General features: G+C 72.6%; 16 protein-coding genes. 14 read left to right on the top strand and 2 right to left on the bottom strand.

Annotated elements, in window-relative coordinates:
- The coding region (locus GRC12_RS15635) for a uroporphyrinogen-III synthase (RefSeq protein ID WP_208779851.1) at window positions 1-905 on the top strand (905 nt) is incomplete at its 5' end.
- Between the two features lie 81 nt (window positions 906-986).
- On the opposite strand, the gene GRC12_RS15630 is transcribed toward GRC12_RS15635, so the two are convergent.
- Entirely contained in the window at window positions 987-1,526 is a 540-nt protein-coding gene (locus GRC12_RS15630) for an anthrone oxygenase family protein (protein WP_208779850.1), read from the bottom strand.
- Between the two features lie 165 nt (window positions 1,527-1,691).
- On the opposite strand from GRC12_RS15630, the gene GRC12_RS15625 reads away from it, so the two are divergent.
- The 6 genes from GRC12_RS15625 to GRC12_RS15600 all read left to right on the top strand — a co-directional run bounded on the left by GRC12_RS15625 (window position 1,692) and on the right by GRC12_RS15600 (window position 8,952).
- A complete protein-coding gene (locus GRC12_RS15625; RefSeq protein WP_208779849.1) occupies window positions 1,692-2,288 on the top strand; it encodes a CGNR zinc finger domain-containing protein in 597 nt (198 codons plus the stop codon).
- Window positions 2,289-2,617: 329 nt separating this feature from the next.
- Entirely contained in the window at window positions 2,618-3,139 is a 522-nt protein-coding gene (locus GRC12_RS15620) for a sigma-70 family RNA polymerase sigma factor (RefSeq protein WP_010039908.1), read from the top strand.
- 47 nt (window positions 3,140-3,186) lie between these two features.
- Window positions 3,187-3,954 (top strand): anti-sigma factor family protein, encoded by a 768-nt coding sequence (locus GRC12_RS15615; RefSeq protein WP_208779848.1) that lies wholly within the window; start codon window positions 3,187-3,189, stop codon window positions 3,952-3,954.
- Between the two features lie 104 nt (window positions 3,955-4,058).
- Window positions 4,059-6,614 (top strand): HelD family protein, encoded by a 2,556-nt coding sequence (locus GRC12_RS15610; protein WP_208779847.1) that lies wholly within the window; start codon window positions 4,059-4,061, stop codon window positions 6,612-6,614.
- A 300-nt stretch (window positions 6,615-6,914) separates the two neighbouring features.
- Window positions 6,915-8,330, top strand: coding sequence for an NAD-dependent malic enzyme (locus GRC12_RS15605; RefSeq protein ID WP_208779846.1), 1,416 nt, complete (start codon window positions 6,915-6,917; stop codon window positions 8,328-8,330).
- A 340-nt stretch (window positions 8,331-8,670) separates the two neighbouring features.
- Window positions 8,671-8,952, top strand: coding sequence for an HU family DNA-binding protein (locus GRC12_RS15600; protein ID WP_006139383.1), 282 nt, complete (start codon window positions 8,671-8,673; stop codon window positions 8,950-8,952).
- Between the two features lie 191 nt (window positions 8,953-9,143).
- On the opposite strand, the gene murA is transcribed toward GRC12_RS15600, so the two are convergent.
- Window positions 9,144-10,484 (bottom strand): UDP-N-acetylglucosamine 1-carboxyvinyltransferase, encoded by a 1,341-nt coding sequence (gene murA / locus GRC12_RS15595; protein WP_133046284.1) that lies wholly within the window; start codon window positions 10,482-10,484, stop codon window positions 9,144-9,146.
- A 255-nt stretch (window positions 10,485-10,739) separates the two neighbouring features.
- Between murA and GRC12_RS15590 the strand changes: the two genes are divergently transcribed.
- From GRC12_RS15590 to GRC12_RS15560, 7 genes are all read left to right on the top strand, one after another.
- Window positions 10,740-11,312 carry a YqgE/AlgH family protein gene (locus GRC12_RS15590; protein WP_208779845.1) on the top strand — a complete coding sequence of 191 codons (573 nt, stop codon included), beginning with the start codon at window positions 10,740-10,742 and terminating at the stop codon, window positions 11,310-11,312.
- Window positions 11,313-11,341: 29 nt separating this feature from the next.
- Entirely contained in the window at window positions 11,342-11,623 is a 282-nt protein-coding gene (locus GRC12_RS15585; RefSeq protein WP_133046286.1) for a DUF3039 domain-containing protein, read from the top strand.
- Between the two features lie 229 nt (window positions 11,624-11,852).
- Window positions 11,853-13,478 (top strand): beta-N-acetylhexosaminidase, encoded by a 1,626-nt coding sequence (locus GRC12_RS15580; protein WP_208779844.1) that lies wholly within the window; start codon window positions 11,853-11,855, stop codon window positions 13,476-13,478.
- 260 nt (window positions 13,479-13,738) lie between these two features.
- Complete coding sequence (locus tag GRC12_RS15575) at window positions 13,739-14,632, top strand: FAD binding domain-containing protein (RefSeq protein WP_133046288.1); 894 nt, start codon at window positions 13,739-13,741, stop codon at window positions 14,630-14,632.
- Window positions 14,629-16,647: a 2Fe-2S iron-sulfur cluster-binding protein gene (locus GRC12_RS15570; protein WP_208779843.1), complete on the top strand. Its 2,019-nt coding sequence runs from the start codon at window positions 14,629-14,631 to the stop codon at window positions 16,645-16,647. Before GRC12_RS15575 ends, GRC12_RS15570 begins: the two co-directional genes overlap by 4 nt.
- Window positions 16,644-18,953, top strand: a complete 2,310-nt coding sequence (locus tag GRC12_RS15565) for a xanthine dehydrogenase family protein molybdopterin-binding subunit (protein WP_208779842.1) — start codon at window positions 16,644-16,646, stop codon at window positions 18,951-18,953. The genes GRC12_RS15570 and GRC12_RS15565 overlap by 4 nt, the downstream gene beginning before the upstream one ends.
- An 11-nt stretch (window positions 18,954-18,964) precedes the next feature.
- On the top strand, window positions 18,965-19,492 hold the full coding sequence (locus tag GRC12_RS15560) for an AAA family ATPase (protein ID WP_208779841.1): 528 nt from the start codon (window positions 18,965-18,967) through the stop codon (window positions 19,490-19,492).
- The last annotated feature ends 212 nt before the right edge of the window (window positions 19,493-19,704 follow it).

Here is a 19,704-nt window from a genome sequence, read left to right as displayed (position 1 = left end):
GGGTCGAGGCCGCCGACGGGTGGGGGCTCGGGGAGCCGCTGCTGGAGCGGCTGCGCACGGTGGAGCTGCTGGCGCGCGGACCCAAGGTCAAGGGGGCGATACGGGCCGCCGGGCTCACCGAGGAGTGGTCACCGTCGAGCGAGTCCATGGCCGAGGTGCTGGACCGGCTGCTGGAGGAGGGCGTCGACGGGCGCCGGATCGCCGCACAGCTGCACGGTGAGCCGCTGCCCGGGTTCGTGGAGGCGCTGCGGGCCGCGGGCGGCGAGGTCGTCGGGGTGCCGGTGTACCGGTGGATGCCGCCCGAGGACATCGGGCCGGTGGACCGGTTGCTGGACGCCGTCGTCTCCCGGGGCCTGGACGCGATCACCTTCACCAGCGCGCCGGCCGCGGCGTCCCTGCTGAACCGGGCGGAGGAGCGAGGGCTGCTGCCGGAGCTGATCGCCGCCCTCCACCACGACGTACTGCCCGCCTGCGTCGGGCCGGTCACCGCTCTGCCGCTGCAGGCGCGGGGCGTCGACACCGTCCAGCCGGAGCGGTTCCGGCTCGGGCCGCTGGTGCAGCTGCTGTGCCAGGAGCTGCCGGGCCGGGCACGCGCCCTGCCGATCGCCGGGCACCGGGTGGAGATCCGGGGGCACGCGGTGCTCGTCGACGGGGAGCTGAGGCCGGTGCCGCCCGCGGGGATGTCCCTGCTGCGGGCGCTGTCCCGGCGGCCGGGCTGGGTGGTGGCCCGCTCGGAGCTGCTGCGTGCCCTGCCCGGCGCCGGGCGCGACGAGCACGCGGTGGAGACGGCGATGGCCCGTCTGCGGACGGCACTGGGGGCACCGAAGCTGATCCAGACGGTGGTGAAGCGGGGGTACCGGCTGGCGTTGGACCCCGCTGCGGACGCGAAGTACGCGGACGCGTGAGCTGGGGCGCCGGGCGTTCCGGGTGCCGTCTGCCGGAGCCCGCCGGCTCCCGGGCCCCCTTCGGCTCGAACGGCCGCGTCCTCAGACTCCCCCGGAGGGGGCACCGCCGTGGACACCGCCGGACGGGCTGACATCGCCCCTGCGCCGGAACGCCCCGTACAGCACGAGTCCCCGCGTCAGACACACCAGCGCCACCGTCGACAGCACCGCGCGCACCGCGTTCCACGCCACCCACGCGTGCTCGAAGTGCTCCCGGGCCGCGGTCGGGTCGCCCGCGCGGGAAAGGTCGTCGTTGAGGGGGATGTTGAAGGCCATGGTCGTCAACAAGCCGGCGGTGTAGGCGGCCAGGGCCGCCCACACCCACCAGCGGCAGGGCCGGCCCCGCAGTTGCCACGCCGACACCGCCGTCAGCAGCGGCGCGCCCATGAAGGAGAGGAAGAACACCGGGTTCTGGATCACGTCGTTGATGTCGTTCATGACCTCGACGTAGACCCGGTCGTCGCTGCGGGCCAGCGCCGGCATCACACAGCAGGCGAAGATGTAGTAGACCCCGGCGATCAGTCCCATGGCGACCGTGGCCGCGCCCAGTACGAGTCCCGTGGCAGTCCTGTTCCGCGTCATGCCTCAAGTCAACGGACGGCACGGCGCCCCGGACATCGCCGAGACGCGCACCCGCATACGCGCTCGTCCAACCTCCTCACCGGCACGAGGGGTTCCGGCCGCGCGGGCGGACGGGCACTGTAAGGGGAACGGTTCTCCACCCCAGCCCCAGGCGGTGACAGGCACATGGCACTGGGTACGGTCTCGGTCCCTCACGAGCTGCGCTTCGACGCCGGGCGGATCTGCCTGGACCTGCTGGCGACGACGCATCCCGAGGAACGGTTCGACTCGGTCGAGGTGCTGTGCGCCTGGATCGTGGGCGCGGGACTCGTGCCGCCGGGCACGTCACTGGCGCACGCGGACCCGGGCTGGCTGGTCGGCTTCCGAGAACTGCGGGCCCGGATCGGCCAGTTGGTGCGCGGCGCGCTCGCCGCCGTACCGAGGCCGTCGTACGACCTCGCGCTCGTCCGCGTGAACGAGCTCGCCAGGACCGCGCCGCCGGCCCCGCGTGCCGTGCGCGGCGAGGACGGGGTGCTGGTCAGGGAGTTGGACGGGCCGCCGGAGTGCGCGGCGCTGCTCGGGGCGATCGCCCGGGACGCCGTGGAGCTGCTCACCGACCCGGTCGCGCGGGCGGGGCTGCGGCAGTGCGAGGGGGACAACTGCCCGATCTTCTACGTCGATTCGTCCCGGGGGCGCAGGAGGCGCTGGTGCTCCAGTGAGGTCTGTGGGAACCGCGAACGGGTGGCTCGGCACCGTCGGAGGGTGGCTCTCACCCGGGCCTAAGTGTCCTGATTGCTCGGTACGCCGGGTAACGGGCATTCTGGTGTCGAAGTGATTTCGACAACATCCCGTTTGCCTCCGGCCCGCTCCGGGCAGCTGGCTCGATCTTGCCGATGTGGCGGAAATGTAAAGATCGCGGGGTGGGAATGTGCTCTCATGTCCCACTCATCACGTCACCCCGAAGAAAACTGTCGTGCCGCTTTGAACATGACGGAGACCACATCCGTACCTGTGCACGAGCGACCGACTGGGGGAACCCCCGGACATCGGAGGTGGGCGTGCGCAAGGATTCCGTCGTGGCCAATGAACGTGGATCGAGGGCCCGACATCGCATGTCCCAGCCCTCGGAACCTGATGAGGAGCTGATGCGTGCCCTGTACCGGGAGCACGCCGGACCTCTCCTTGCTTATGTACTGCGCCTGGTCGCCGGAGACCGGCAGCGCGCCGAGGACGTGGTCCAGGAAACGCTCATCCGTGCCTGGAAGAACGCCGGCCAGCTCAATCGAGCGACCGGATCGGTACGCCCCTGGCTGGTGACGGTCGCGCGCCGCATCGTCATCGACGGCCACCGCAGCCGGCAGGCCCGGCCGCAGGAGGTCGATCCGTCGCCGCTGGAGGTCATCCCCGCGGAGGACGAGATCGACAAGGCGCTGTGGCTGATGACGTTGTCCGACGCGCTCGACGACCTGACCCCGGCCCACCGGGAGGTGCTCGTCGAGACGTACTTCAAGGGGCGTACCGTCAATGAGGCGGCCGAGACGCTGGGCATTCCCAGCGGAACGGTGCGGTCCAGGGTGTTCTACGCCCTGCGGTCGATGAAGCTGGCTCTGGAGGAGCGGGGGGTGACGGCATGAGTGTTTACGGGGGATTCGGAACAGGTGGTTCGGGTATGTCTGGCCCCATGATGGGATCTCCGGGCCCGAGCGAGCACGAAACGGTCGGTGCCTACGCCCTCGGCATCCTCGACGACGCCGAGGCGACCGCCTTCGAGGCACATCTCGCCACCTGCGAATGGTGCGCCCAGCAGCTCGACGAGCTGGCGGGGATGGAACCCATGCTGGCGGCGCTCGCGGACCTGCCGGGGACCGGCAGCACGCCCGCGATCGGCGAGTCGCTCTCCGCACGGCCCAGCCCACGGCTCGCGGAGAAGCTGGTCGACGAGGTCGCCGAGCGCCGGGCGGTCAAGCGCCGCAAGGGCTTCTACCTGGTCGCGGCCGCGGCCGCGCTGATCATCGGCGGTCCGCTCGCGGTGATGGCCGTGAACGGCGGCGGCAGCTCGGGCGGCACCAATGCCACCCCGCTCGCGGCCGGTGCCAAGGCGGCCTTCGGTCAGATCTCCGACAAGGTGTCGGCGACCGACTCCTCCACCAAGGTCCAGGCGACCGTGGCCATGGAGAAGAAGGACTGGGGCACCTGGGGCGTCGTCGAGCTCAGCAACGTCAAGGGACCGCTGAAGTGCTCGCTCATCGCCGTCGGCAAGAACGGCGAGCGCGAGACCATGTCCTCCTGGTCGGTCCCCAAGTGGGGCTACGGCATCCCGAACGCCAAGGTCGAGGAGGCCAAGCAGCCTCTGTACGCGCAGGGCGGCGCGGCCTTCCAACCCAACGAGATCGACCACTTCGAGGTCATGACCTTCGACGGCAAGAAGCTCGTCCAGGTCGACGCGTAGCACTTGTCGGTCCCCTCGTGGGACCGACGCGCGCCGCCACGTAGCTTTGACGGGTCCCCTTCGCGTACGGTTGACGGCTGCCCAGCACGTCAGAAGGGGGCCCGGTGGCCGCTCAGGCTCAGCAGGAAACCGCGGTCGGCTCGGATCACGACTCCGTACGGGACCGAGAGATCAGCGTCGAACAGGAACACCTGGACCGGGTCTACCGGCGGCTCGAGGAGAAGATCCACGAGGCCGAGTTCCTGATGAACGACGCGGCCAAACGCGGCCAGGTCGGCACGCCCGGGGCGCTCGCCGAGCGGGACGCCCAGGTCTTCCGGGCCGGCATCCACCTCAGCCGGCTGAACAACGAGTTCGAGGACTTCCTCTTCGGACGGATCGACCTGCTGCCCGGCAAGGACGGCAAGAAGGGGCCGGACGGCGCCTACACCGCCGTCGAGCCCGCCGAGGGCGCCGTGCGCGAGGACGGCACGGCCGACATCGCCGAGACGCTGCACATCGGGCGGATCGGTGTCCTCGACGCCGAGTACGCGCCCCTGGTCATCGACTGGCGGGCGCCCGCGGCCGCCCCCTTCTACCGCTCCACCCCCGTCGACCCCGGCCGGGTCGTGCGGCGCCGGGTCATTCGCTCCAAGGGCCGCCGCGTCCTCGGCGTCGAGGACGACCTGATGCGCCCCGAGCTCAAGGCCCGCCTCGACGGCCGGGAACTGCCCGTCATCGGCGACGGCGCCCTGATGGCCGCGCTCGGCCAGGCCCGCAGCCACACCATGCGGGACATCGTCGCCTCCATCCAGGCCGAGCAGGACCTGGTCATCCGCGCCCCCGCCGCCTCGGTGACCTACGTCGAGGGCGGCCCCGGCACCGGCAAGACCGCCGTCGCCCTGCACCGCGCCGCCTACCTCCTCTACCAGGACCGGCGCCGGTACGCGGGCGGCATCCTCATCGTCTCCCCGACCCCCCTGCTGGTCGCCTACACCGAGGGCGTCCTGCCCTCGCTCGGCGAGGAGGGCCAGGTCGCCATCCGCGCGATCGGCTCCCTGGTCGACGGCGCGGAGGCCACGCTGTACGACTCCCCGTCCACCGCCCGCGCCAAGGGCTCGTACCGCATGCTCAAGGTCCTGCGGAAGGCGGCGCGGGGCGCGCTGGAACTGGGGCCGGGCGGTCCGGGCGCCGGGGCGCGCCCGCCTGCCGCCCCGGACTCCGCCGCATCCCGCCGTGCCGACCCGGGCTCCGCTCGGCTCGGTGTCGGCGAGAAGGCTCCGGACGCGACCGACGCCACGGACGAGTCGGCCTCCGCCGGGCCGGACCGCCCGGAGCAGCTCGCCTTCGGCGACGGGGCCGGGGACGGCGACCGGAACAGCAACGGGAGCGGGAACGGCTTCGGCCCGCCCGCGGCCACGCCGGCGCCCGCCGGCCCCCCCACCCGCCTGCGCGTCGTCGCCTTCGGGCGCCGGCTGGAGCTGGAGGCGGACGCGCTGGAACGGATCCGGCGCACCGCCCTCGGCGGCACCGCGCCCGTCAACCTGCTGCGCCCCCGCGCCCGCAAGCTGCTCCTCGACGCCCTGTGGGAGCGGTCCGGCGCCGGCACCCGGCACACCGACCCCGAGCTCGCCGCCGAACTGCGCTCCTCCTTCGACGAGGACATCACCACCGAGGACTCCTTCACCGAGTTCCTCGACGCCTGGTGGCCCGAGCTGACCCCGCGGGCGGTGCTGGAGGCGATGGCCGACGAGCGCCGGCTGGGCCGCTGGGCCCGCCGGATCCTCAACCCCGGCGAGGTCCGCCGCGTCGCCCGCTCGCTGCGCCGCGACGGCCTCTCCGTGCACGACATCGCCCTGCTCGACGAGCTCCAGTCCATCCTCGGCGTCCCCGCCCGCCCCCGGAAGAAGCGCGAGCTGGACCCGCTGGACCAGCTGACCGGCCTGGAGGAGCTGATGCCGGTGCGCGAGGAGTCGCAGCGCGAGCGCGCCGAACGCCTCGCGCAGGAGCGCACCGAGTACGCCCACGTCATCGTCGACGAGGCCCAGGACCTCACCCCGATGCAGTGGCGGATGGTCGGCCGCCGCGGCCGGCACGCCACCTGGACGGTCGTCGGCGACCCCGCCCAGTCCTCCTGGTCCGACCCCGACGAGGCGGCCGAGGCCCGCGACGAGGCCCTCGGCACCCGCCCGCGCCGCCGCTTCCAGCTCACCGTCAACTACCGCAACCCCGCCGAGATCGCCGAACTCGCCGCCAAGGTCCTCGCCCTCGCCATGCCGGGCGCCGAGTCGCCCTCGGCGGTCCGCTCCACCGGCGTACAACCGCGCTTCACCGTCGTACGCGACTCCCTCGCCCAGACCGTCCGCGCCGAGGCCGCCCGCCTCCTCGACCTCGTCGACGGCACCGTCGGTGTCGTCGTCGCCATGCAGCGGCGCGAGGAGGCGGCCCGCTGGCTCGCCGGACTCGGCGACCGGGTGGTGGCGCTCGGCAGCCTGGAGGCGAAGGGCCTGGAGTACGACGCCACGGTCGTCGTCTCCCCGGCGGAGATCGCGGACGAGTCCCCGGCCGGACTGCGGGTGCTGTACGTGGCCCTCACCCGGGCGACGCAGCAGCTGACGGTCGTGTCGGGGGAGCGCGACCAGCCGGACCCGGCCGGGGTGCCGGACCTGCTCAGAGATTAGAAGGAGATGAACTCTCGTGACGGGAATGGCCTGACGGGATCCGTTTGTTAGCCTGGATGCGACACCGGCCCGATCCAAGCCCCCGGGCCCAACCTTCGTCCCTGAGAGGGACCACTTGCCGCGAGGCGAGCATGGCGGGTCGGTGTCACTGACGTCGAAGAGGTCCGCGCCCAGCAGGGCGCGGACCTCTTTTGTTGCGAACAAAACGATCGCAATCCGGGGCGGCTAACGCCTACTCAGCAGTAGGTGCGACCATCGGACGGCATACCCCAGCGTCAGAGTTGAAAGAGGAAGTCGGCCATGGCAACGGCGCCCAGCGTCTCCTACTCGATGACGGTCCGGCTGGAGGTGCCCGCGAGCGGAACCGCCGTCTCGCAGCTCACCACCGCCGTGGAGTCCTCCGGAGGCTCGGTGACCGGCCTCGACGTCACCGCCTCCGGTCACGAGAAGCTCCGCATCGACGTCACCATCGCCGCCACCTCCACCAGCCACGCCGACGAGATCGTCGAGAAGCTGCGCGGCATCGAGGGCGTGACCCTCGGCAAGGTCTCCGACCGTACGTTCCTGATGCACCTCGGCGGCAAGATCGAGATGGCGTCGAAGCACCCCATCCGCAACCGTGACGACCTGTCCATGATCTACACGCCGGGCGTGGCCCGCGTCTGCATGGCGATCGCCGAGAACCCCGAGGACGCCCGCCGTCTGACCATCAAGCGCAACTCCGTTGCGGTCGTGACGGACGGCTCCGCCGTGCTGGGCCTCGGCAACATCGGCCCCAAGGCCGCCCTCCCGGTCATGGAGGGCAAGGCGGCCCTCTTCAAGCGCTTCGCGGGCATCGACGCCTGGCCGCTGTGCCTCGACACCCAGGACACCGACGCCATCGTCGAGATCGTCAAGGCGATCGCCCCCGGGTTCGCCGGCATCAACCTCGAGGACATCTCCGCCCCCCGCTGCTTCGAGATCGAGGCGCGGCTGCGCGAGGCCCTCGACATCCCCGTCTTCCACGACGACCAGCACGGCACCGCGATCGTCGTCCTGGCCGCCCTGAAGAACGCACTTCGCTGCACCGGCAAGGCGATTGAGAACATCCGGGTCGTCATGTCCGGCGCCGGCGCGGCCGGTACGGCCATCCTCAAGCTGCTGCTCGCGGCCGGCGTGAAGAACGCCGTCGTCGCCGACATCCGCGGTGTCGTGCACGCCGGGCGGGAGGACCTGCGGGAGGCTCCCGCGGACTCGGCGCTGCGCTGGATCGCCGACAACACCAACCCCGAGGGCCTGACCGGCACGCTGAAGGAAGCCGTTCGCGGAGCCGACGTGTTCATCGGCGTCTCCGCCCCGAACGTGCTGGACGGGGACGACGTGGCCGCCATGGCCGAGGGCGCCATCGTGTTCGCGCTCGCGAACCCTGACCCCGAGGTGGACCCCGCGATCGCCCGTCAGACGGCGGCCGTCGTGGCCACCGGCCGCTCCGACTTCCCGAACCAGATCAACAACGTGCTGGTCTTCCCGGGCGTCTTCCGCGGTCTGCTGGACGCGCAGTCCCGCACCGTCAACACGGAGATGATGCTGGCCGCCGCGAGCGCGCTGGCCGACGTGGTGACCGAGGACGAGCTCAACCCGAACTACATCGTCCCGAGCGTCTTCAACGACAAGGTCGCGGGCGCGGTGGCCGGTGCGGTGCGGGAGGCGGCGAAGGCGGCGGGCGCCGCGTCCTAGACGTGGCGTACGGTGCTGGGCGGGCCTGTCGCGGCTTGGCGGGCCTGTCGTACTGTGGGCACGCTGTGAGCATCACCACGACGTGCCGCACCGGCGAGTCGTGGAACCGGGCGCCTCTCGCCACCCTCTAGGGTGGCGGCCACGCTCGCGCCTCCTCGGCCCGCGTTTCGTGTGACCCCCTAGGGTGTACTCACGACTCCAACGGGTGCCGGATTGGCTTTCCCGTCGCAGGTAGGGGCAGGATGCGTCCCTGGGCGCGAGCGCATCGGCTTCGCTGTGCCAATATGCGGCTCTGCCGCGTGGCACACCCCAACGGCAAGAAGAACACGGGAGTAACAACATGAACCGCAGTGAGCTGGTGGCCGCGCTGGCCGACCGCGCCGAGGTGACCCGCAAGGACGCCGACGCCGTTCTGGCCGCGTTCGCCGAGACCGTCGGCGAGATCGTCGCCAAGGGCGACGAGAAGGTCACCATCCCCGGCTTCCTGACCTTCGAGCGCACCCACCGTGCCGCTCGCACCGCGCGCAACCCGCAGACCGGCGACCCGATCCAGATCCCGGCCGGCTACAGCGTCAAGGTCTCCGCGGGCAGCAAGCTGAAGGAAGCGGCCAAGGGCAACTGAGCGCTCCGCTTCGAGCGCCGGGTGACTGCGGGCCGTTTGTCGGCCGGCGGGACCGCCGTGGCTGGTCGCGCCCGCGCGGCGCAGCCGCATGTCGATAAGGCCCCGCGCCCCTGAGGGGCGCTCAGCACAACGCCGATGGGGCGGTCACCCGGACTGGGTGACCGCCCCATCGGCGTTGGTGCGACTGGCTGCTAGCCGAGCGCCTTGCCCGGCAGTTCCACCTTCGCTCCCAGTTCCACGAGCTTCTCCATGAAGTTCTCGTAGCCGCGGTTGATCAGGTCGATGCCGTGGACCCGGGACGTGCCCTGGGCGGCGAGGGCGGCGATGAGATAGGAGAAGCCGCCGCGGAGGTCGGGGATGACCAGGTCCGCGCCCTGCAGCTTGGTCGGGCCGGAGACGACGGCCGAGTGCAGGAAGTTGCGCTGGCCGAAGCGGCAGTCGGAGCCGCCCAGGCACTCCCGGTAGAGCTGGATGTGCGCGCCCATCTGGTTCAGCGCGGAGGTGAAGCCGAGCCGGGACTCGTACACCGTCTCGTGGATGATGGACAGGCCCGTGGCCTGCGTGAGGGCCACGACGAGCGGCTGCTGCCAGTCGGTCTGGAAGCCCGGGTGCACGTCCGTCTCGAGGGCGATCGACTTCAACTGCCCGCCGGGGTGCCAGAAACGGATGCCCTCGTCGTCGATCTCGAAGGCGCCGCCCACCTTCCGGTAGGTGTTCAGGAACGTCATCATCGAGCGCTGCTGCGCGCCGTGGACGTAGATGTTGCCCTCGGTCGCCAGCGCCGCCGACGCCCAGGACGCGGCCTCCAGCCGGTCCGGGAGCGCCCGGTGGGCGTAGCCGCCGAGCTGGTCGACACCGGTGATGCGGATGGTGCGGTCGGTGTCCATCGCGATGATGGCGCCCATCTTCTGCAGGACGCAGATGAGGTCCTCGATCTCCGGCTCGACGGCCGCGTTCGAGAGCTCGGTGACGCCCTCCGCCAGGACGGCCGTCAGCAGTACCTGCTCGGTCGCGCCGACGGACGGGTACGGCAGCCGGATCTTCGTGCCGCGCAGCCGCTGCGGAGCCTCCAGGTACTGCCCGTCCGCGCGCTTCTCGATCCGCGCGCCGAACTGCCTGAGCACGTCGAAGTGGAAGTCGATGGGCCGGCCGCCGATGTCGCAGCCGCCGAGACCGGGGATGAAGGCGTGGCCGAGGCGGTGCAGCAGGGGACCGCAGAAGAGGATCGGGATACGGCTGGAACCCGCGTGGGCATCGATGTCGGCGACGTTCGCGCTCTCGACGTGGGTGGGATCCATCACCAGTTCGCCCGGCTCCTCACCCGGACGGACCGTCACCCCGTGCAGCTGCAGCAGGCCGCGTACGACACGCACGTCACGGATGTCCGGAACGTTGCGCAGTCGACTCGGCGAGCTGCCCAGCAGGGCGGCGACCATGGCCTTCGGTACGAGGTTCTTCGCACCGCGGACACGGATCTCGCCCTCCAGCGGGGTTCCGCCGTGGACAAGCAGGACATCGTCGTTGACGGTCATGTATCTCGCGTTCCGATGAGTCGGGCAGGGGCCAGAAGGGAAAGGGTAATCGCCGCCCACCCCCCTTCTGTAAGCCCAAGTACCGCCCAGCTACGTCATAGCTCTGTCACAACACGGCCCGTTCACCGCCGGGCACATGGGGTCACCGGCCCTCCCGTGCGCCCGCCGCGTGCCTCCTTGAGCCCTGAGCTGCATTCCCCCTCCTTACCCCGATTGCCTCCCCACGCCCGGGGAAGATGCGGGATCATGTCTGGCATGACCGAGGTGTCCTCGCTCACAGGGCGGTTGCTCGTGGCAACGCCCGCCCTGGCGGACCCGAACTTCGACCGTGCGGTGGTGCTCCTTCTCGACCACGACGAGGAGGGCTCCCTCGGTGTCGTCCTCAACCGTCCGACCCCCGTGGACGTCGGCGACATCCTGGAGGGCTGGGCGGATCTCGCCGGCGAGCCCGGGGTCGTCTTCCAGGGCGGCCCGGTCTCCCTCGACTCGGCGCTCGGAGTCGCCGTCATCCCCGGCGGCTCGTCCGCCGACGGGGCACCGCTGGGCTGGCGCCGGGTGCACGGCGCGATCGGACTGGTCGATCTGGAGGCCCCGCCGGAGCTGCTCGCCTCGGCCGTGGGCTCCCTGCGGATCTTCGCCGGGTACGCGGGCTGGGGCCCCGGTCAGCTGGAGGACGAGCTGGTCGAGGGCGCCTGGTACGTCGTCGAGTCGGAGCCCGGGGACGTCTCCTCGCCGTCCCCGGAGAGACTCTGGCGCGAGGTGCTGCGCCGCCAGCGCAACGAGCTGGCGATGGTGGCCACGTACCCGGACGACCCTTCGCTCAACTGATGCCTGTGAGCTTCAGTACCCTTGGCGATATGAGCACTCTTGAGCCCGAGCGCGGGACTGGTACGGGGACCCTCGTAGAGCCGACGCCACAGGTGTCCCACGGCGACGGCGACCACGAGCGCTTCGCCCACTACGTCCAGAAGGACAAGATCATGGCGAGCGCCCTCGACGGCACCCCCGTCGTGGCGCTGTGCGGCAAGGTGTGGGTACCGGGCCGCGACCCGAAGAAGTACCCCGTCTGTCCGATGTGCAAGGAGATCTACGACTCCATGGGCGCCGGCGGCGGCGACAAGGACAAGGGCGACAAGTAACCCGTAACGCCCGAGGCTCGCAAGGCCCCCGGGGTGCCGTTCGGCGCGCCCCGGGGGCCTTCGTATGATGTTGTGCGCAGTGAAACGCGCATTGCGCAGGTTGCAACGCGAACTCTGGAGATCCCTTCCGTGAATTCCTCACCGCGACCGACGTGACGCAATTCCGGTTTTCCCTCATCCCGGCCTGAACGGCTTCCTGTCCGCAGGGTGTTTTCTGAGGAGTGACGTGATGGATGTGATTCCGGAGCCCGCCCGCACACACCGGCACGGCCCCGGTTTCCGGGAACTCGGACCGGGGACCGGACTGTCGGTGGGAAAGGGCGCGGACGGCACGGCACGCTGGCTGCGCGGCACGCTCGGCGCCGCCACGGGCCTGCCGTTCGCTCCCGCCGACGGGGACGGCGACGACGTCCTGCGCCTGTCCGTCGACCCGGCGGTGACCGGGGAGCTGGGTGCGGAGGGCTACCGTCTCGACGTCCTCCCCACCGGCGCGCACCTGGCCGGGGGCGGCCCCGCCGGCCTGTTCTGGGGCGCCCAGACGCTACGGCAGCTGCTCGGCCCGGACGCCTTCCGGCGCGCCCCGCTGCCCGGCCGGACCTGGCGGCTGCCCCTGGTCCGGATCGAGGACTCGCCGCGTTTCGGCTGGCGCGGACTCATGCTCGACGTCGCCCGGCACTTCATGCCGAAGGAAGGTGTCCTGCGCTACCTCGACCTCATGGCGGCGCACAAACTCAACGTCTTCCACTTCCATCTGACGGACGACCAGGGCTGGCGCGTCGAGATCGAAAGATATCCCCGGCTCACCGAGGTCGGCTCCTGGCGGTCACGAACGAAATTCGGTCACCGCGCCTCGGAGCTGTGGGAGGAGAAGCCGCACGGTGGCTTCTACACCCAGGACGACATCCGGGAGATCGTCGCCCATGCCGCCGAGCGGCATATCACCGTCGTCCCCGAAATCGACGTGCCGGGACACTCGCAGGCCGCCATCGCCGCGTACCCGGAACTCGGCAACACGGATGTCATCGACACCACTTCCCTCTCCGTCTGGGACAACTGGGGGATCTCTCCCAACGTACTGGCCCCCACTGACAACACCCTCCGTTTCTACGAAGGGGTGTTCGAGGAACTCCTCGAACTCTTCCCCTCGGAGTTCATCCACGTCGGGGGTGACGAATGCCTCAAGGACCAGTGGCGGCGATCGCCCACCGCGCAGGCCCGCATCGCGGAACTCGGCGTCACCGACGAGGACGGTCTGCAGGCGTGGTTCATCGGCCACTTCGACACCTGGCTGAGCGCGCGCGGGCGCAGGCTCATCGGCTGGGACGAGATCCTGGAGGGCGGCCTCGCCCCGGGCGCTGCCGTGTCCTCGTGGCGCGGTTACGCCGGCGGGGTCGCCGCCGCGCGGGCCGGCCACGACGTCGTGATGTGCCCCGAGCAGTACGTGTACCTGGACCACCGGCAGGCCGACGGCGCCGACGAGCCGGTCCCGATCGGGTACGTCCGCACCCTGGAGGACGTCTACCGCTTCGAGCCCGTTCCACCCGAGTTGACGCCGGAACAGGTCCCGCACGTCCTCGGCACACAGGCCAACGTGTGGACCGAGGTGATGGAGGACCAGGGGCGCGTGGACTACCAGACCTTCCCGCGCCTGGCCGCCTTCGCCGAGGTGGCGTGGACTTCCCTGCCGGCCCCCGGGGAACGGGATTTCGCCGACTTCGAGCGGCGGATGAGCGCCCATTACCGGCGACTCGACGCCCTGGGCGTCGCCTACCGGCCACCCACCGGACCCCGTCCGTGGCAGCGGCGCCCCGGAGTGCTCGGCCGTCCGATCGAGGGCACGCCCCCGAACAGGTAGCTCACGAACGGGTAACCGGGCGTCCCGAACAGGTGGTGGAAAAACGTCGCAAGCATCACCGAAGAGTGCCAATTCGCGCGCAGCGGTGATGTTGTGCGAAAACGGACCATCTCCCTGATGAGAGGGGCGAATGCCGCCTAGCGGACCCCCGTCTTCGGGTGCCTCGAAGATGTGCCAGAGTTGCCACGTCCGCCCTGTCAGCACGTACCGTACGGCAACACAGGTGGGACCAGGTGGGGCAGCGGGAAGGGGCAGCCGGTTTGACCACGCACGCACCGCAGGCGGCGCAGGCCGTCGCGCTGCCCACGACCCTGGACGAGGCCGTGGCGGCGCTCACCGCCGTGCCCGCCGCCGTACCCGTGGCGGGCGGCACCGACCTCATGGCCGCCGTCAACTCCGGGCAGCTCAGGCCGGCCGCGCTGGTCGGCCTCGGCCGGATCAGCGAGATCCGCGGCTGGCAGTACCTCGACGGGCACGCCCTGCTCGGCGCGGGCCTCACGCACGCGCGTATGGGCCGCCCCGACTTCGCCGCGCTCATCCCCGCGCTCGCCGCCGCCGCGCGCGCCGCCGGTCCGCCGCACATCCGCAACGCGGGCACCCTGGGCGGCAACATCGCCTCGGCCGCGCCCACCGGGGACGCGCTGCCGGTGCTGGCCGCCCTGGAGGCGACACTGATCATCGCGGGTCCGGGCGGAGCCCGCCGGGAGATCCCGGTGTCGCATCTGCTGGCCGGCGTCGACATGCTGCGCGGCGGCGAACTCATCGGGTACGTGCGCGTGCCGCTGCTGCACGCGCCCCAGGTCTTCCTGAAGGCGACGGGACGCACCGGGCCGGGCCGCGCGGTGGCCTCCGTGGCGCTCGTCCTCGATCCCGCCCGGCGCGGGGTGCGGTGCGCCGTCGGTGCCATAGCGCCGATGCCGCTGCGCCCGCTGGACGCCGAGCAGTGGGTCGCCCGGCTCATCGACTGGGACAACAACCGCACGATCGTCCCCGAGGCGCTGCACGCCTTCGGCGAGTACGTCGCCGCGGCCTGCATCCCCGACCCCGTTCCCGAGGCGGACGGCACCGTCCAACCCCTTCCGCCCGCCGTACTGCACCTGCGGCGCACCGTCGCCGCGCTGGCCCGACGAGCACTAGGGAGGGCGCTGTCGTGACCGACGACCAGCACGGAGAGGGCACGCCCCGCAGCGGGGGCCGCTGGGACCCGCTGCCCCAGGGCGACTACGACGACGGCGCCACCGCCTTCGTGAAGCTCCCCGAGGGCGGCATCGACGCGCTCCTGGCCGCCTCCGACAGCCCGCTGGCCGCGCCGGGGCACGGGTACGTGCCGCCGCAGATAGCGCCCGGCCCGGGGACCGACCAGGGGGCGGCCGGCCCGTGGGGCGCCCCCGCCGACGGCTCCCAGTGGCCCGACCCCAACGCCGCCGCGCCCACCGGGGGCGACGACCGCTTCACGTACAACCCCGCCTCCACGCAGCAGTGGACCTACGAGGATCCGCAGCCGACGGGACACACGCCCACCTCGGCGCCGGGTCACGACGTGACCGGCCAGTGGTCGATCCCGGTGGCCGGCGGCGACCTCCCGGACGAGTCGGGCGAGTTCACCACCTCGTCCCTGGTCCAGCAGTGGGGCGGCACGCCGCCGGCGACGCTCCCGGGAGGCGCCGCGGCCCCCTGGGCGACGGAGGCGGCGGGCCGGCCCTGGGACCAGCCGCAGCCGGAGGCACCGGGCGCCGAGGACGGCACCGGCCGCCCCCACGAGTCCTCGACGGGGACACTCCCCGGCCAGGCGCACGACGCGCGGCCCCGGACCGGCACCGGATACGACCCGCAGGACGGCCCCGCGCACGAGCGGTCCTCGCCGCGTACCGGCGTCGAGCCGGGCGCGTCGGCGCCGGAGCCCTCGGGCCACGCGCCCGCGCGAGCGGACCGGCCGGAGTACACGTCCGGGCCCGCACACGACCCCGAGCAGCCGCACGGCACCCCGTCACCGGCGGCCGAGTACGCCGGGCAGCCGCACCCGGCCGGAACCCCGGGCCACCCCCGCGAGCACGACGGCGGGGCGGACCGGCGCCCGCCCGGGAACGCCGGCCACCCCGACGCCCGCGCCCACGGTGCCGGGGGCGACGAGCACGCGCCCATGGCCGGGGACCGGACCGCCCACGCCGCCGACCACACCTCCGGTGGCTCCGCCCCGGCCCGCCTCGCCGATCCCGGTGAGCCCTACGAGTCCGCCGCCGATGCCGCCGTAGCGGCCTCACAGGCCGCTCAGGGGGCCGGTGAGGCCGCCGGGGTGGCCGAAGGGGCTCAGGGGGCCGCGGAGGCCGCTGAGGGGGCCGTGGAGGCCGCCGGGGCGGTGAACGCCGCGGCCGGAGCGCGGGACGCGGGCCAGGCGGCCGACGCCGCGACCGCCGACGGCCCCTCGGACGACCCCGACGCCACCCGTGCCGGGAGCCCGGCGGACCAGGCGGACCAGCCGGACTCGGCCGAGGCGCCGTCCCCGACGCCCCCCGCCGAGGAACACCCCCTCGCCACCTACGTCCTGCGCGTCAACGGTGTCGAACGGCCCGTGTCCGACGCCTGGATCGGCGAGTCGCTGCTGTACGTGCTGCGCGAGCGGCTGGGCCTGGCCGGCGCCAAGGACGGCTGCTCGCAGGGCGAGTGCGGGGCGTGCAACGTGCAGGTCGACGGTCGGCTCGTGGCCTCCTGCCTCGTCCCCGCCGTGACCGCATCCGGCAGCGAGGTGCGGACCGTCGAGGGCCTCGCCGAGGACGGCCAGCCCTCCGACGTGCAGCGCGCGCTCGCCCGGTGCGGTGCCGTGCAGTGCGGCTTCTGCGTACCCGGCATGGCGATGACCGTGCACGACCTCCTCGAGGGCAACCCGGCGCCCAGCGAACTGGAGACGCGCCAGGCCCTGTGCGGCAACCTGTGCCGCTGCTCCGGCTACCGGGGCGTCGTCGAGGCCGTCAAGGACGTCGTCGCCGAACGCGAGGCGCACGCCGCCGCCGAGGCCGCCGAACACGACGGCGACGAGGCGCGTATTCCTCACCAGGCGGGCCCGGGTGCCGGCGGCGTCAACCCGTCGGCGTTCGAGGCACCCGGGGCCATGAACCCAGGGCCCACGGGACCGCGTGACCAGGCGTACGGACAGGACGGAGGCCAGGCGTGAGCAACGAAGCCGCCACCGCGACCACCACCGCGGAGGCTGCACCCGCCCCCGAGCCGCTGCCGCACGGCCTCGGCGCCTCCCTGCCGGCCGCCGACGCCCGAGCCAAGACCGAGGGCACGTTCCCGTACGCGGCCGACCTGTGGGCCGAGGGCCTGCTGTGGGCGGCCGTCCTGCGCTCCCCGCACGCGCACGCGCGCATCGTGTCCATCGACACCTCCCACGCGCGGGAGATGCCCGGCGTGCGGGCCGTCGTCACCCACGAGGACGTGCCGGGTTCCGCCCGCCACGGGCGCGGCACGGCCGACCGCCCGGTCTTCGCCTCCGAGGTCGTGCGCCACCACGGCGAGCCCATCGCCGCCGTCGCCGCCGACCACCCCGACACCGCCCGCATGGCCGCCGCGGCCATCATGGTCGAGTACGAGGTCCTGGACCCGGTCACCGACCCCGAGCAGGCCTTCGAGGCCGAACCGCTGCACCCCGACGGCAACCTGATCCGGCACATCCCCCTGCGCCACGGCGACCCGGACGCGGTCGGTGAGGTCGTCGTCGAGGGCCTGTACCGCATCGGCCGCCAGGACCCCGCCCCCATCGGCGCCGAGGCCGGGCTCGCCGTCCCGCGCCCCGACGGCGGCGTGGAGCTGTACCTGGCCTCCACCGACCCGCACACCGACCGCGACACGGCCGCCGCCTGCTACGGCCTGGAACCCGAGCGCGTCAAGATCGTCGTCACCGGCGTCTCCGGCGCCACCGCCGACCGCGAGGACCAGGGCTTCCAGCTCCCGCTCGGCCTGCTGGCGCTGAAGACCGGCTGCCCGGTCAAACTCACCGCGACGCGCGAAGAGTCCTTCCTCGGCCACGCCCACCGCCACCCCACCCTCCTGCGCTACCGGCACCACGCCGACGCCGAGGGCAAGCTGGTCAAGGTCGAGGCGCAGATCCTGCTCGACGCGGGCGCGTACGCCGACGCCTCCTCCGAGGCCCTGGCCGCCGCCGTGGGCTTCGCCTGCGGCCCCTACGTCGTCCCCAACGCCTTCATCGAGGGCTGGGCCGTCCGCACCAACAACCCGCCCTCCGGCCATGTGCGCGGCGAGGGTGCCATGCAGGTCTGCGCCGCCTACGAGGCGCAGATGGACAAGCTGGCCAAGAGACTCGGCGTCGACCCGGCCGAACTCCGCCTCCGCAACGCCCTGGCCACCGGGGACGTGCTCCCGACCGGCCAGACCGTGACCTGCCCGGCCCCCGTCGCCGAACTCCTGCAGGCGGTACGGGACTTCCCCCTCCCCGCCCTCCCCAAGGACACCCCCGAGGACGAGTGGCTGCTGCCCGGCGGCCCCGAGGGCGCGGGCGAACCGGGCGCGGTGCGCCGGGGCGTGGGCTACGGCCTGGGCATGGTGCACATGCTCGGCGCGGAGGGCGCCGACGAGGTGTCCACGGCGACCGTGAAGGTGCAGGACGGCGTGGCGACCGTGCTCTGCGCGGCCGTGGAGACCGGCCAGGGCTTCACCACGCTGGCCCGGCAGATCGTCCAGGAGACGCTCGGCATCGACGAGGTGCACGTGGCGCCCGTCGACACCGACCAGCCCCCGGCCGGCGCGGGCTGCCGCGGCCGCCACACCTGGGTGTCCGGCGGTGCGGTCGAGCGGGCGGCCAAGATGGTGCGCACCCAGCTCCTGCAGCCCCTCGCGCACAAGTTCGGCATGTCGACCGAGCTGCTGCAGATCACCGACGGCAAGATCACCTCGTACGACGGTGTGCTGTCCACCACCGTCACCGAGGCGATGGACGGCAAGGAGCTGTGGGCCACGGCCCAGTGCCGCCCGCACCCGACCGAGCCGCTCGACGAGCAGGGCCAGGGCGACGCCTTCGTGGGCATGGCCTTCTGCGCGATCCGCGCGGTCGTCGACGTCGACATCGAACTCGGGTCGGTACGGGTGGTGGAGCTGGCGCTCGCCCAGGACGTGGGCCGCGTCCTCAACCCCGCCCAGCTGGCCGCCCGGATCGAGGCCGGTGTCACCCAGGGTGTCGGCATAGCGCTCACGGAGAACCTGCGCTCCGCGCGCGGGTTGATCCGCCACCCCGACCTGACGGGCTACGCGCTGCCGACGGCCCTGGACGCCCCGGACGTCCGGATCGTCAAACTCGTCGAGGAACGCGACGTGGTGGCGCCCTTCGGCGCCAAGGCGGTCAGCGCGGTACCGGTGGTGACGTCCCCGGCGGCCATCGCCTCCGCGGTCCGCGCGGCCACCGGCCGCCCCGTCAACCGCCTGCCGATCCGACCGCAGGCAGCGGTGGTGACGGGACAGTAGGGCCGCGCGCGGTGCGGGGCGTGGTCGTCGTCACGGGAGTGATGGCGTCGGGCAAGTCGACGGTGTCGCAGGCGCTCGCGGAACGCTTGCCGCGAGCGGCACACGTGCGGGGCGACACCTTCCGCCGCATGATCGTCTCCGGCCGCGAGGACTACGCCCCGGACGCCGGCGCCGAGGCCGAGTCCCAACTACGCCTGCGCCACCGCCTGTCGGCGAACACGGCGGACGCGTACGCGGAGGCCGGCTTCACGGCGGTGGTGCAGGACGTCGTCCTCGGGGAGCGACTGACCGCGTACGTCGACCTGTTCCGCACCCGCCCCCTGTACGTCGTCGTCCTGGCGCCGAGCCCCGAGGCGGTCGCGGCGCGGGAGGCCGGGCGGGCGAAGACGGGGTACGGGACCTGGACGGTGGCGGAGTTGGACGGGGTGTTGCGGGGGGCGACGCCGCGGCTCGGGCTGTGGCTGGACACCACGGGGCTGAGCGTGGGGGAGACGGTGGAGGCGATTATCGCGGGGCGGGAACGGGCGAGGGTGCGCTGAGCGTCCTGGGATGCGTCGGCGGATGCGTCGGCGGATGCGTCGGCGGATGCGTCGGCGGATGCGTCGGCGGATGCGTCGGCGGATGCGTCGGCGGCTGCGTCGGCGGCTGCGTCGGCGGCTGCGTCGGCGGCTGCGTCGGCGGCTGCGTCGGCGGCTGCGTCGGCGGCTGCGTCGGCGGCTGCGTTGGCTGCGTTGGCGGCGGCTGCGGCGGC

This window comes from Streptomyces griseorubiginosus (genome assembly GCF_017614965.1).
Classification (GTDB): Bacteria; Actinomycetota; Actinomycetes; order Streptomycetales; family Streptomycetaceae; genus Streptomyces; species Streptomyces griseorubiginosus_B.
Note: the sequence above shows the minus strand (reverse complement) of the source record. Positions and strands in the feature narration are given on the sequence as shown.

Excerpts from the sequence above, each read along its gene's own strand:
- GRC12_RS15630 (WP_208779850.1), bottom strand. The coding sequence starts at position 1,526 with ATGACGCGGAACAGGACTGCCACGGGACTCGTACTGGGCGCGGCCACG.
- GRC12_RS15625 (WP_208779849.1), top strand. The coding sequence starts at position 1,692 with ATGGCACTGGGTACGGTCTCGGTCCCTCACGAGCTGCGCTTCGACGCC.
- GRC12_RS15620 (WP_010039908.1), top strand. The coding sequence starts at position 2,618 with ATGTCCCAGCCCTCGGAACCTGATGAGGAGCTGATGCGTGCCCTGTAC.
- GRC12_RS15615 (WP_208779848.1), top strand. The coding sequence starts at position 3,187 with ATGATGGGATCTCCGGGCCCGAGCGAGCACGAAACGGTCGGTGCCTAC.
- GRC12_RS15605 (WP_208779846.1), top strand. The coding sequence starts at position 6,915 with ATGGCAACGGCGCCCAGCGTCTCCTACTCGATGACGGTCCGGCTGGAG.
- GRC12_RS15600 (WP_006139383.1), top strand. The coding sequence starts at position 8,671 with ATGAACCGCAGTGAGCTGGTGGCCGCGCTGGCCGACCGCGCCGAGGTG.
- murA (WP_133046284.1), bottom strand. The coding sequence starts at position 10,484 with ATGACCGTCAACGACGATGTCCTGCTTGTCCACGGCGGAACCCCGCTG.
- GRC12_RS15590 (WP_208779845.1), top strand. The coding sequence starts at position 10,740 with ATGACCGAGGTGTCCTCGCTCACAGGGCGGTTGCTCGTGGCAACGCCC.
- GRC12_RS15585 (WP_133046286.1), top strand. The coding sequence starts at position 11,342 with ATGAGCACTCTTGAGCCCGAGCGCGGGACTGGTACGGGGACCCTCGTA.
- GRC12_RS15580 (WP_208779844.1), top strand. The coding sequence starts at position 11,853 with ATGGATGTGATTCCGGAGCCCGCCCGCACACACCGGCACGGCCCCGGT.